The 11,504-nt window shown below is 65.8% G+C and carries 13 protein-coding genes; 9 read left to right on the forward strand and 4 right to left on the reverse strand.

Annotation, left to right across the window (positions count from 1 at the left end; all coding sequences use genetic code 11):
* The first annotated feature begins 118 nt into the window (after window positions 1-118).
* From AC1RQF_RS08120 to AC1RQF_RS08130, 3 genes are all read left to right on the forward strand, one after another.
* A complete protein-coding gene (locus AC1RQF_RS08120) occupies window positions 119-703 on the forward strand; it encodes a malonic semialdehyde reductase (protein WP_252986037.1) in 585 nt (194 codons plus the stop codon).
* A 53-nt stretch (window positions 704-756) separates the two neighbouring features.
* Window positions 757-1,920, forward strand: a complete 1,164-nt coding sequence (locus AC1RQF_RS08125) for a metallophosphoesterase (protein WP_273998259.1) — start codon at window positions 757-759, stop codon at window positions 1,918-1,920.
* A gap of 360 nt (window positions 1,921-2,280) precedes the next feature.
* Window positions 2,281-2,988 carry an MgtC/SapB family protein gene (locus tag AC1RQF_RS08130; protein WP_273998257.1) on the forward strand — a complete coding sequence of 236 codons (708 nt, stop codon included), beginning with the start codon at window positions 2,281-2,283 and terminating at the stop codon, window positions 2,986-2,988.
* Window positions 2,989-3,018: 30 nt separating this feature from the next.
* Here the strand turns inward: AC1RQF_RS08130 and AC1RQF_RS08135 are convergent, their stop codons facing one another.
* Window positions 3,019-3,738, reverse strand: a complete 720-nt coding sequence (locus tag AC1RQF_RS08135; RefSeq protein ID WP_273998255.1) for an autoinducer binding domain-containing protein — start codon at window positions 3,736-3,738, stop codon at window positions 3,019-3,021.
* 72 nt (window positions 3,739-3,810) lie between these two features.
* Between AC1RQF_RS08135 and AC1RQF_RS08140 the strand changes: the two genes are divergently transcribed.
* From AC1RQF_RS08140 to AC1RQF_RS08150, 3 genes are all read left to right on the forward strand, one after another.
* Window positions 3,811-4,254 (forward strand): DUF4902 domain-containing protein, encoded by a 444-nt coding sequence (locus tag AC1RQF_RS08140; protein ID WP_273998254.1) that lies wholly within the window; start codon window positions 3,811-3,813, stop codon window positions 4,252-4,254.
* A gap of 206 nt (window positions 4,255-4,460) precedes the next feature.
* Entirely contained in the window at window positions 4,461-5,072 is a 612-nt protein-coding gene (locus tag AC1RQF_RS08145) for an acyl-homoserine-lactone synthase (protein WP_273998253.1), read from the forward strand.
* Window positions 5,073-5,116: 44 nt separating this feature from the next.
* Window positions 5,117-5,896, forward strand: coding sequence for a hydroxymethylglutaryl-coenzyme A reductase (locus AC1RQF_RS08150; protein ID WP_273998252.1), 780 nt, complete (start codon window positions 5,117-5,119; stop codon window positions 5,894-5,896).
* A gap of 5 nt (window positions 5,897-5,901) precedes the next feature.
* Here the strand turns inward: AC1RQF_RS08150 and ribA are convergent, their stop codons facing one another.
* Window positions 5,902-6,561, reverse strand: a complete 660-nt coding sequence (gene ribA / locus AC1RQF_RS08155) for a GTP cyclohydrolase II (protein ID WP_273998251.1) — start codon at window positions 6,559-6,561, stop codon at window positions 5,902-5,904.
* 170 nt (window positions 6,562-6,731) lie between these two features.
* On the opposite strand from ribA, the gene AC1RQF_RS08160 reads away from it, so the two are divergent.
* The gene (locus AC1RQF_RS08160) at window positions 6,732-7,196 is read left to right on the forward strand and encodes a CBS domain-containing protein (protein ID WP_273998250.1); all 465 of its coding nucleotides are present in this window, start codon (window positions 6,732-6,734) and stop codon (window positions 7,194-7,196) included.
* A gap of 163 nt (window positions 7,197-7,359) precedes the next feature.
* Here AC1RQF_RS08160 and AC1RQF_RS08165 read toward each other — a convergent pair whose 3' ends face one another.
* Window positions 7,360-7,692: a DUF4148 domain-containing protein gene (locus tag AC1RQF_RS08165; RefSeq protein ID WP_273998249.1), complete on the reverse strand. Its 333-nt coding sequence runs from the start codon at window positions 7,690-7,692 to the stop codon at window positions 7,360-7,362.
* A 508-nt stretch (window positions 7,693-8,200) separates the two neighbouring features.
* Here AC1RQF_RS08165 and AC1RQF_RS08170 point away from each other — a divergent pair.
* Window positions 8,201-8,599, forward strand: a complete 399-nt coding sequence (locus AC1RQF_RS08170; protein WP_492871736.1) for a GreA/GreB family elongation factor — start codon at window positions 8,201-8,203, stop codon at window positions 8,597-8,599.
* A 138-nt stretch (window positions 8,600-8,737) separates the two neighbouring features.
* Here the strand turns inward: AC1RQF_RS08170 and AC1RQF_RS08175 are convergent, their stop codons facing one another.
* Entirely contained in the window at window positions 8,738-9,826 is a 1,089-nt protein-coding gene (locus AC1RQF_RS08175) for a porin (RefSeq protein WP_273998247.1), read from the reverse strand.
* A gap of 557 nt (window positions 9,827-10,383) precedes the next feature.
* On the opposite strand from AC1RQF_RS08175, the gene AC1RQF_RS08180 reads away from it, so the two are divergent.
* On the forward strand, window positions 10,384-10,734 hold the full coding sequence (locus AC1RQF_RS08180) for a hypothetical protein (protein WP_492871737.1): 351 nt from the start codon (window positions 10,384-10,386) through the stop codon (window positions 10,732-10,734).
* The last annotated feature ends 770 nt before the right edge of the window (window positions 10,735-11,504 follow it).

The following is an 11,504-nucleotide window of genomic DNA, read 5'->3' on the forward strand; positions in this document are numbered from 1 at the left end:
CCGCCGATCGTCGGCAGCGTCAGGTGTGGAGAAGAGACAGCTCCGGGCGCGTCGCCGGCCCTTTTTGAAATTCTAGCCGCACGGCGGCACGCCGCTTGCGCTTTCATCCGGATCCACCATGACGCTTTCCGCCTCCGCCCTCGATCAACTGTTCCGCACCGCACGCACCCATAACGCGTGGCAGCCGAAGCCCGTCGACGACGCCCTGCTGCGCGAGCTGGTCGATCTCGTCAAGTACGGCCCGACTTCCGCCAACGCGAGCCCGGCCCGGTTCGTGTTCGTGAAGTCCCCCGAAGCGAAGGCGAAGCTCAAGCCCGCGCTCTCGGAAGGCAATCTCGAGAAGACGATGGCCGCGCCCGTCACCGTGATCGTCGGCATGGACCTCGCGTTCTACGAACACCTGCCGCGCCTGTTCCCGCATGCGGATGCGCGCAGCTGGTTCGCGGGCAACCCGGCGCTGATCGAGGCCACCGCGTTTCGCAACGCCTCGCTGCAAGGCGCGTATCTGATCCTCGCCGCGCGCGCGCTCGGCCTCGACGCCGGGCCGATGTCGGGCTTCGATCCCGCGCAGGTCGACGCCGCGTTCTTCGCCGGCACGTCGATCAAGGCGAATTTCCTCGTCAATCTCGGCTACGGCGATCCGAAGGGCCTGTTCCCGCGCAGCCCGCGCTTCGATTTCGACGACATCGCGCGCATCGAGTAAGCGTTCCGCCCTCCCGCGCCGGCACGTCCGGCGCCTCCCTTGCCGGTCTCCCCATGCGCCGCATTTCCGCCTTCCTGCTCCGGCTGACCGTCATCGGCGTGCTGCTGCACGCCTATGTCGGTTTCCGCCTGATTCCCGACCTGGCCGCGCCCGCCGCGCGCTGGGGCGCCGCGCTGTGGCTCGTCGCGTCGTGCTTCCTGATCCCGCTCGGCATGCTGTCGCGCACCTTCGAGCGCCAGCCGCTCGGCGATCGCGTCGCCTGGATCGGCCTGCTCGCGATGGGTTTCTTCTCCTCGCTGCTGGTGCTGACGCTGGCGCGCGACGTGCTGCTCGCGTCGCTGCTGACGGTCGACACGTTCGCGCCCGGCACGCTCGCATTCGCGCATTGGCGCGCCGCCACCGCGACAGGCGTGCCGCTCGCGGCGCTGGCGGTCAGCGCGATCGGCTTCGTCAACGCACGCCGCCGCGCGCGCGTGGTCGACGTCGACGTGCCGATCGACGGCCTGCCCGCCGCGCTCGACGGTTTCACGATCGTGCAGATCAGCGACATCCACGTCGGGCCGACGATCAAGCGCGGCTATGTCGAGGCGATCGTCGAGGCGGTCAACCGGCTTCAGCCGGACCTGATCGCCGTGACGGGCGACGTCGTCGACGGCGCGGTCGAGCAGCTCGCGCATCACGCCGCCCCGCTCGGCGCGCTGCGCGCGCGGCACGGCGCGTACGTGGTCACCGGCAACCACGAGTACTACTCGGGCGCCGACGCGTGGATCGCGGAATTCCGGCGGCTGGGGCTCGACGTGCTGCTCAACGAGCATCGCACCCTCGTCCACGGCGACGGCCAGCTCGTGATCGCGGGCGTCACCGACTATTCGGCGGGCCACTTCGATCCCGCCCATCGCAGCGACCCGGACGCGGCGCTCGCGGGCGCGCCCGCCGACATCCGGATCCGCGTGCTGCTCGCCCATCAGCCGCGCAGCGCCGATGCGGCGGCGGACGCCGGCTTCACGCTGCAACTGTCGGGGCATACGCACGGCGGCCAGTTCTTCCCGTGGAATTTCTTCGTGCGGCTGCAGCAGCCGTTCACGGCCGGGCTCGCGCGACTGAACGGGCTGTGGGTCTACACGAGCCGCGGCACCGGCTACTGGGGGCCGCCGAAGCGCTTCGGCGCGCCGTCCGAGATCACCCGGGTGCGGCTGGTGCGCGCGCCCGGCGCCTGAATCCATCCCGCCGCTCACGCGGGCGCGAGGCACGCGTCCCTTTCCCGTATGCGGCCGCGCAGCCAGCCGCGCGGGTTGACGGCCGCGACGGGTCGCCCCTAGAATGCCGGCCATTCAATCATTCAGGAATCGTCGTGGACAGTAGCAGCGCAACGCCCACACGCTTCGCCGCCTGAACGCCCGCCTGCCGCAGCCGCCGCGCTGCCGCCGCCCGCGTTCCGTGCGCGCGGCGCGTGCTCCCTCCGTTTCACACAACCTGACCCGTCCACGCGGTACATTGCTCGCGAGGACGTCGATGCGCGAGCCCCCGCGCCGCCGGTTGCTGGGAAACGGCGACGTCACATGTACGGCAGGACAACTATGACTCTCGATTTCGCACTTCGTCTTTTCACCGCGTTCGCCTGCGGCGTCGCGATCGGCCTGGAGCGGCAGATGCGCCAGCGCACCGCCGGCCTGCGCACGATCACGCTCGTCACGAGCGGCGCATGCCTGTTCGTCACGCTCGGCGTCCTGACCGGCAACGGCATCGCCGGCGTCACGCAGATCGCGGCCTATGTGGTGTCCGGCGTCGGCTTCCTCGGCGGCGGCGTGATCATGCGCGACAAAGGCTCCATCCAGGGCATCAACACGGCGGCGACCCTGTGGTGCTCGGCCGCGGTCGGCGTGCTGTCGGGCTCCGGCCACTTCCTGCCGGCCATCGCCGGCACCGGCGTCGTACTGCTCACCAATACGCTGCTGCGCGGCGTGAGCCAGGCGATCAACTCGACGCCCGTCTCCAACGCGGACCTGGTGCGCGAATACCAGATCACGGCGATCTGCCTCGCGTCCGACGAAGTGCATATCCGGACACTGCTGTCGAACTCGATGTACGCGAAGCCGCTGTCGTTCCAGAGCCTGACGAGCGAGGACGTGCCCGAGCAGCCCGAGCGGATCAAGGTGACCGCGACGCTCAAGCTGCACCCGAAGGATCAGCAGAAGCTCGAACAGATCGCGAGCCGGATGAGCATGGAGAAGAGCATCTCGAGCGTCAGCTGGACCGCCCGGGAAGCCGAACCGCTGATGGAATGACGCCGCGCGGCGAGCGCGCGGCGCGCAGCCTCACGGCGCCTCGATCAGGCCCATCGCGATCGCCTTGACGACGGCCTGCACCTTGTTGGTCGCGGCGAGCTTGTCGAGGATGTTGTTGACGTGGAAGTTCACCGTGCGCTCGGAGATGCTCAGGATCTGGCCGATCTCGCACGCGGTCTTGCCTTCGCCCGTCCAGCACAGGACCTCGCGCTCGCGCTGGGTCAGCGTGACGCTCGCCTCCGGCGCGAGCTTCGGCACCAGGAAGCGGCTCATCAGCGAGTGCGACAGGTTCGCGAGCCAGTTGGTCTGCAAGGTCAGCATGTTGATTTCGGCGGGCGTGAGCCGATCCGCATGGCGCGCGATCGTCAGCAGACCGAACACGCCGCGCGCGGCCCAACTCGACTGCGCGACGCCGACGGCCAGCCCATGCTCGCGCGCATCGTTCCACAGGCGCGGCTGGTCGGCGGTGTCCGCGTCGGGCCAGACGATCATGTTGGTGGTGCGCGCGCCTTCGCGCACGGTCGAGTCGATGTCGAGATACGACATCTCCTGATAGCGCGCCATCCAACCTTCGGGATAGGTGTCGAAGATCGCGACGGCCGGCTTCGACACCGGCAGCGGCACCCGGATCCCATAGCAGCAATACTCGAAGCCTAGACGCTTGGTATAGGCCGCGATGAGTTGAAACAGCTGCTGCTCGTTTTCCGCAGCGCTAAATTGTTGATAGGCATCTTGCCAGCGCAGTTCCATTTGATCTCCGACAACTTCACGCTGTCATACTTGCTAGGTTTCAGCCTGCCCGCGGACTGATACATTCCGCGCATGAATTCACCACTGCTTCATCGCTTCTGCGGCCCATCCGCCGACGGCTACGTGCGCGTGCCGCTGCATACGCTCGCCGAGTTGCCGCTCGTCCATGTCTCGTCCGGCCTCGATCCCTCGCTGCTGGTCGAACTGCGCACCTCGTCGATCGACGCGCGCCTCGCCGGCTACACCGAATGGGAACGCGCGCTGCGAGCGGGTGCAGCACACATCACGGTCGGCTGGGATTGGTACATCGACAGTACCACGGGTGCGCTCGTCATCGCTTGGGGCGACGTGCGCAGCAACGTGATGGGCGTCGACCGCCTCGGCGCCGACATCGGCATGGAGCCGACGGCGGCAGCCCTGTCACGCCGCCTCGCCCAGCTCAACTGGCCGTCCGCCGTCGCCGCGGCCGCCCTCGGTCAATTCGACGCTTATCGCACCGGCTCCACCCTGCAGTGACGCGCGCTCAGGCCGCGCGTTTCCAATCGTCCGAAACATTGCTGATTTATAAGCAAATAATCCGATCTTTTCAATCTGAATCTTACAGCGACAACCCCGGCAACGGTCTTGTTTCGTACAAATTCATCCTGTAAGGGTTGACAGTTACTTGTCCTCGGGGCGCGCGATGTAATGCGCCCATCCAAAAGCATAAACACGAGGACATCATGCAGACTTTCGTTCACGGCGACGGCCGCCTACCCAGCGATCTAGCCGCTGATCTGGGCCTATATCGACACCGGATCTTCGTCGAGCAACTGGGCTGGAAGCTGCCGTCGGCGGACGAAGCATTCGAGCGGGATCAGTATGATCGCGATGATACTGTTTATGTGTTCGCGCGCGACGAAGCCGGCAGCATCTGCGGCTGCGCGCGGCTCTTGCCGACGACCCGCCCGTACCTGCTGAAGGAACTGTTCCCGGACCTGCTCGCCGCCGACATGCCGGCGCCGCAATCGACCGCAGTGTGGGAATTGTCGCGCTTCGCCGCGAACACCGACGATCCCGCGCACGCGGGCAATCTCATGTGGGCGGTGAAACCGATGCTGGCCGCGGTGGTCGAGTGCGCGGCGCGGCGCGGCGCGCGGCAACTGATCGGGGTGACCTTCATGAGCATGGAGCGCCTGTTCCGCCGGATCGGCGTGCACGCCCACCGGGCCGGCCCCGCGCAGTCGATCGACGGCCGCATGGTGGTCGCCTGCTGGATCGATCTCGATCGCCAGACCCTGGCCGCCCTCGACCTGGACCCGGAACTCTGCGCGCCGCCCGCCGCGGCCGCGTGAGCACGCCGGCCGACTTGCCCCTGCCCGCTTCTGAAGGATTTTCGATGGATCATTCGTCGCTGTTCCGCGCGATGATGCCCGGGCTCGACAGCGATCCTGGCACCCGCATCGCCGTCGCCTACCCCGGCTTCGCCAATCGCCTGCCGCTCGCCCGCATCGACCGGCACGGGCTCGTGTTCCGCGCGCACGCGCCCTTGCCCCAGCCGTGGGGCCTGCCGCGCGCCGCGACGCTGTTTTCCGGTGAAGCGCCGCTGTGCACGCTGCGCCTCGTGATCCGCCAGGCCGAGATGCTCGGCGCGGACGAGCACGACCTGACGATGCACCCCTCGACCGCGCACGGCGACACGTTGTTCTGGCACGCGCTGCGCACGCACCGCCAGCTGCGCCCGGCCGAGCCGCCGCTCGCGCCGACCAGCCGCGACGCAGCACCTGAGGCGACGCAACATCCCACGGCCGCGCCGCCGACGGCCGAGCCGGGCATGCGCCTGTCGCGCAGCGCGGCGTTCCGGCTCGCGGATCGCGGCGACGCGCTGTTTTTCGCCGACTGGCTCGAGTACCACTTCGACGAGCTGCGCGCGCTCGCCCAGACGCGCGCGCCGCGCCTGCACCTGAACCAGCTGGAACGCTGCCTGAGCGACGACGAGGTCGGCGTGCGGTTCGTGTACGACATCGACGGCCATGCCGACCGCCACGTGCTCACCGACTGCGCGCAATATGCCTGCGACTGGATCCAGGCCGAGATGCGGCGCCGCTTCGGCCTGCCGATCGCGCAGGAGCGCTTCGGGCCGTACCAGGTACGGCGCGCGGGCCAGCTGGGCGGGTAAACCGCTTATTCGTTCTCGTTGAGGTAGTGCCCGAACTTGCTTTGCTTGGTGCGGATGTAGCGCTCGTTTTCCTCGCGCACGGGCACCGCGAGCGCAACCCGTTCGCAGACGGGAATCCCGTGCCTCGCCAGCGTATCGAACTTGTTCGGGTTATTGCTCATCAAGCGCACGGACGTGACCTTCAGGATCCGCAGGATCGCGGCCGCGGAATCGTATTCGCGCGCATCGTCCGGCAAGCCGAGATCGAGGTTCGCCTCGACCGTGTCGCGCCCCTGCTCCTGCAGCGCATAGGCGCGGATCTTGTTGCTCAGGCCGATGCCGCGCCCTTCGTGGCCGCGCAGGTACAAGAGCACGCCGCGCCCCTCGGCCGCGATGTAGCGCAGCGCGAGGTCGAGCTGTTCACCGCAATCGCAGCGATACGAACCGAATACGTCGCCCGTCAGGCACTCGGAATGCAGCCGGGTGAGCACGGACGACTGCCCGGCGACGTCGCCCATCACCAGCGCCAGATGTTCGGCCTCGCTGCCGTCGACCCGGAACGCATACGACGTGAAGGTTCCGTAGCGGGTCGGCAGCGTGGCCGTGGCGATGAGCGCCACGCACTCGTCGGCGGGCGCGGCAGCGGGTTGGGGCGACGGGGAAGTCGGAGGCGTCAGCGAATGCATGGAGCGAATGAACTTTAAAGTGTGATCTGAGTGATCTTGTTCTGTATGGTAGCCCGGCAGATTTTACCGTCAATCTCTTGCCCAGACTGCGCCCGCGCCGTATGTGGATCTATACTTGACTTGCCGACGCGGATACGCGACGCGCCCACCCAGCCTAATGGAGACAGCGTATGAGCACCACCGTCGCACAGATTCTCAAATCCAAGCCTGATCACGGCAACACGATCCACCTCGTCGCGAAAACGGCCTCGGTCTACGACGCGATCAAGCTGATGGCGGAGAAAGGGATCGGCGCGCTGCTCGTCGTCGACGGCGACGACATCGCCGGCATCGTCACGGAACGCGATTACGCGCGCAAGGTCGTGTTGCTCGACCGCTCGTCGAAGGCCACGCGCGTCGAGGAGATCATGACGGCCAAGGTGCGCTACGTCGAACCGTCGCAGACCTCCGACGAATGCATGGCATTGATGACCACGCATCGGATGCGCCACCTGCCCGTGATCGATCAGGGCAAGCTCGTCGGCCTCGTCTCGATCGGCGATCTCGTGAAAAGCGTGATCGCCGACCAGCAGTTCACGATCAGCCAGCTCGAACACTACATCCACGGCACGCCGGCCACGTCGTCGACCGAGTAAGTCCGCCGCATTCCGCAAAAAATGCCCAAACGCAGGGCGTCTGGGCAAAGCCGCCGGAATGCGGCGACGGAGGTTCCGTTATCGGATTCGCGCATCCGTGCAGCCGTCGGCTGCGCGGATCGCACGCGGGCGGGCGTCGGACCGCGCTCGCCCGGCCGCTATCTCAATGACCGAAGTAGATCGAGTTCGGCGAGCTGGGCGCCACGACGATGCGACGGCCGGATTGCGTCTCGTTGACCGGCTGCACGCCATAGCCGCTGGTGTCGGCGTGGGTCAGGGTCTGCGGCGCCGACTGCGCGCGCCGCTCCGCGGCCTGGATGTTGTCGGGATACTGCGAATCGCTGGCTTCGGGCCGATAACCCTTCTGCTCCAGCTGGATCAGGTCGGCGCGCACTTCCGCGCGGGTGACGGGCTGCTGCGTGTCCGACTGGGCGAACGCCGCGAGCGGCGCGGCAAGGATCGAGGCGGCAACGGCGGCATAGACGAATGACTTCATGGTAATTCCCTCCGTGATCTTGTATTGACCTCGCCCCGGGCACCAATGTCTGAAGCGATTGAGTTGAGTCTAGTCAGCGCACGATCAAGGGGAAACCCCTAGTTTCGACATAGACTGTTGCACCAGTGGCAAATATAAATCGCCACACTCGGTATATAGCCCCTTCAATTAATTCATTTTGGCAACAATATGAAAGCTGGAGGAGGTGTCGAGGCGCCGTGCCCGCCCGAGATGTTGTATAGTCGTAAGGATCATCTGCCTTACAACTTAACGGCTTCGCTCATGCGCACCCCACCCGCACACGCCTTCCAGCCGCGCCCGCCTGGCGCGGCGCGCGCGTGCGCGCTCGCGCATCCCCGTTTTCGACACACGGCCCCGGCACCGCTCGCCGCAGCCCGGCGCCCGACCTGACAGCCCTCTCCCCTGAACCGGAGCCGCGTCGGTCAGGCTCCGGGCGATCCTCGCTGGCCTGCCTTATCCGCCTTTGCCGATCCATTGGAGAACCGACATGAAAAAACGCATCTGCCAACTGACCGAACTCGACGTCGCCCGCCTCGAAAAGCACGCCGAACACCAACCCCGTTTCCAGGACATGCTGGACGCGCTGCTCGAACGCGCGGACATCGTCCAGCCGAGCGCGATCAAGCCGACCATCGTGACGATGAATTCGCAGATCACCTTGACCGACGAAACGACCCAGGACAGCATGACCTGGACCATCGTGTACCCTGACGCCGCCAACCTCGAAGCAGGCCGCCTGAACGTGTTTACGCCCGTCGGCATGGCATTGCTGGGCGCGCAGCACGGCGAACTCGTGAAAATCACGCTGCCGAACGGCGCGGACAAGACCATGAAGGTCGCGGAAATCGTGTTCCAGCCGGAAGCGAGCGGCGATTACACGCGCTGAGCGAACGCCGAAAGGGACGGATCAAGCAAGCAGAGAGGGCCAAGCGCCCTCTTTTTTATGCCCGGCGCGCGCGGGCATAAAAAAAGCCGCCCGAAGGCGGCTTTTTCAAAGGCCGGACGAATCCGGCCGTCGTCATGCTTAGAAGCGGTGACGCAGACCAACCGTTGCTGCGGTTTGGTTGATCGACGAGCTGAACGGCGTGGTGACGTCGCCGTTGTAGATCGACGCGCCAGCGTTCTTCGACGAACGTTGGTACACAGCTTGCGCGTACACGTCGGTGCGCTTCGACAGCGAGTAGTCAGCCTGCAGGCCGAATTGGTTCCAGTGCGCGCTTTGCGAACCCAGCTTGGCGTTCGTGTAGGTGTAAGCAGCGCCCAGGCCCAGAGCCGGCGTCAGGTTGTACTTTGCGTTGACTTCGTAGTTGTCAGCGCGGATCGACTGTGCCAGGACCGTCGTGTTGTCCAGACGCGATTGCGTCCATGCTGCGCCGATTTGCGCCGGGCCGAATGCGTAGCCTGCTGCTGCACCGTACACGCGGGTGCGGCCTTGGCCTGCGAACAGCGAACCGGTGGTGATCGCGCCGTTGGTGTTCGCGTCGCCCGGGTTGTTCGCTTGCGAGTAAGCTGCTGCCAGCTTCAGGCCTTGGAACTGGTACGCTGCGCCTGCGCTGTACGCACGGTTGTCACCGAAGTTCGAGTTGTTCGAGAACGAGTACGTGCCGCCGAATTGCAGGCCAGCGTAGTTCGCGCTCGTGAACTTCACCGAGTTGTTCGGCGAGTAACCGTTGTTCGTGCTCAGGTTGTCGTTGTTCAGCGGGTGAGCGAAGTACGTGCCGCCCCAGCTGCCCGTTGCGGTCAGCGGTGCCAGGTAGTCTTGCACGGAGTCATACTGCTTACCCAGCGTGACGGTGCCGTAGTTGCTCGACAGGCCGACGAACGCTTGACGGTTGAACATCCCGCCACCGTTGCGGAATTGGCCGTTACCGATGTTGAAACCGCTTTCCAACGTGAAGATTGCCTTCAGGCCGCCACCCAGGTCTTCCGTACCACGCAGGCCGAAGCGGCTTTGATCAATACCCGTGCCCATCGACCACAGCGACTTGCTGGCGACATTGCTTTGGTACGTGATGCCCGCGTCCAGCACGCCGTACAGCGTGACGCTGCTTTGTGCGTGTGCGACGGTTGCGAACGATGCTGCAGCTGCTGCAACGATCAGAGTCTTTTTCATTCGTGGAGCTCCCTTTTAAAAAAGGCAGGCCTTGCGACCTCGTTTCGATAAACGGTCAGCAACCGCCCGGAAGCGCCATGTCGTACTGCTCTACTGCCTATGGCCGCGCCCGGATGGTTGCCCGTTCTGGGAACCGTGAGTTTAGGGGTGTACCCTAGGCGCGCCATTCGCAAATAAAGAAATAAGCTTTTCCAGAACTAGAAATAATAGCAATGCTAGTCTGTTATAAGTATTTGTTTTAACGGCTTTTTTTGACCTCTTGACGAGGTCTTTTTGATGGGTTCCAGCGTGCCATTCCTGTGTGTCACCGTCTTGACGGTTGCATAGAAACAACAAACGTAATGGAATGAAACAGCCAAATCAGCATTTTTTACCGACTCCCTTCGCTGCGCAAGCCCTTCTTCCGGGCGCCCCGCCGCCACGGACGGCCCGTTGCCGCCGCAACGGGCCGTCACGACATGCTGTAATGGCCGTAACCCGCGCCGTAACGTCCGGGCAGCCGCGCTGCGCGATGGTGAAGTCCATCCCCCTTCGCCTACCCATTCGCCGGGAATGCCATGAACCGTCGTCACTGCTTGCTCGCGCTGTGCGCGACCGTCCTTGCCCTGCCGATCCGGCACGCCAACGCGCAGCGGCCGCCACCGCCCGACCATGGCCCTCGTCCCGGCCGGCCGCCGCATCCCAACCGCCCGAACCGCCCGCCACCGCCGCATCGCCATGACCGGCGTCCACCGCCGCCGCGCCACCACGGCTATCTCTGGACCGACGGCTACTGGCGCTGGCAGCACGGCCGCTATATATGGATACCCGGCCGCTGGATCGCCGTCCGCCCAGGTCATCGCTGGGTGCCCGGCTACTGGCGCCACCATGGATCCAGTTGGATCTACATCGACGGCCGCTGGCAATGATCCGTGCGGCGGACCCGGCCGGCGGTCGGCGCCGGTCCGCGCAACGCGGGATGAACCGAAGCACGCGATCCTCGCCGTCGTCGCGGGTCGAATCGAATCCAGCTATATATAGGCAGTCCATTTTCCGCCCAGCCGGAAGTCCGCCGGCTCGCGCGAATCGACACGCCGACGGCGCACCGCTCGCGAACCCACGCGCAGCAGGTTTCGTCGAACGACGCGGCGACCGCCCGCGCGCCGTCGGAATCGCCGGGCCATACGCCCTACGCGAACACGCGTGCCTGAGTGGCGCACGACAGGGCATTCGCCACTCAGGCACGCACTCGCACCAGCCGCGCCGCGCACGAAATGCATCGGGCTCGGCCTACGTCGGCCCCGTTCCCGCGTCGCACACCCGATGCATCATGCCGATTGGGCGCTGCTGCACCCCAACCGTCCGTGCACGCCGTCGAGATCGCGCCAATAGGCCGCCAAACACATATGCCCTACGCGAGCACGCACGACTGACTCGCCCGTCACACCCGCCACCCCGTCCATGAAATGCATCGTGCGCCACCTGCCATCGATCCCATTCCCGCGTCGCGCGCTCGATGCATCATGCGGATCGGGCGCTCCCGCCCCAACCGCCCGCGCACGCTGCCGAAATCGCGCCAATAGGCTGCCAAACATATATGCCCTACGCGAGCACGCACGACTGACTCGCCCGTCACACCCGCCACCCCGCGTACGACATGCATCGTGCGACGCTCGCCACCGATCCCATTCCCGCATCG

This window comes from Burkholderia sp. GW821-FHT14F03 (assembly GCF_058803765.1).

What these genes read in the sequence shown, in the direction of transcription:
- AC1RQF_RS08145 (WP_273998253.1), top strand. Translation starts at nt 4,461, where the DNA reads ATGCAGACTTTCGTTCACGGCGACGGCCGCCTACCCAGCGATCTAGCC.
- ribA (WP_273998251.1), bottom strand. Translation starts at nt 6,561, where the DNA reads ATGCATTCGCTGACGCCTCCGACTTCCCCGTCGCCCCAACCCGCTGCC.
- AC1RQF_RS08120 (WP_252986037.1), top strand. Translation starts at nt 119, where the DNA reads ATGACGCTTTCCGCCTCCGCCCTCGATCAACTGTTCCGCACCGCACGC.
- AC1RQF_RS08170 (WP_492871736.1), top strand. Translation starts at nt 8,201, where the DNA reads ATGAAAAAACGCATCTGCCAACTGACCGAACTCGACGTCGCCCGCCTC.
- AC1RQF_RS08130 (WP_273998257.1), top strand. Translation starts at nt 2,281, where the DNA reads ATGACTCTCGATTTCGCACTTCGTCTTTTCACCGCGTTCGCCTGCGGC.
- AC1RQF_RS08135 (WP_273998255.1), bottom strand. Translation starts at nt 3,738, where the DNA reads ATGGAACTGCGCTGGCAAGATGCCTATCAACAATTTAGCGCTGCGGAA.
- AC1RQF_RS08175 (WP_273998247.1), bottom strand. Translation starts at nt 9,826, where the DNA reads ATGAAAAAGACTCTGATCGTTGCAGCAGCTGCAGCATCGTTCGCAACC.
- AC1RQF_RS08160 (WP_273998250.1), top strand. Translation starts at nt 6,732, where the DNA reads ATGAGCACCACCGTCGCACAGATTCTCAAATCCAAGCCTGATCACGGC.
- AC1RQF_RS08125 (WP_273998259.1), top strand. Translation starts at nt 757, where the DNA reads ATGCGCCGCATTTCCGCCTTCCTGCTCCGGCTGACCGTCATCGGCGTG.
- AC1RQF_RS08150 (WP_273998252.1), top strand. Translation starts at nt 5,117, where the DNA reads ATGGATCATTCGTCGCTGTTCCGCGCGATGATGCCCGGGCTCGACAGC.
- AC1RQF_RS08165 (WP_273998249.1), bottom strand. Translation starts at nt 7,692, where the DNA reads ATGAAGTCATTCGTCTATGCCGCCGTTGCCGCCTCGATCCTTGCCGCG.
- AC1RQF_RS08140 (WP_273998254.1), top strand. Translation starts at nt 3,811, where the DNA reads ATGAATTCACCACTGCTTCATCGCTTCTGCGGCCCATCCGCCGACGGC.
- AC1RQF_RS08180 (WP_492871737.1), top strand. Translation starts at nt 10,384, where the DNA reads ATGAACCGTCGTCACTGCTTGCTCGCGCTGTGCGCGACCGTCCTTGCC.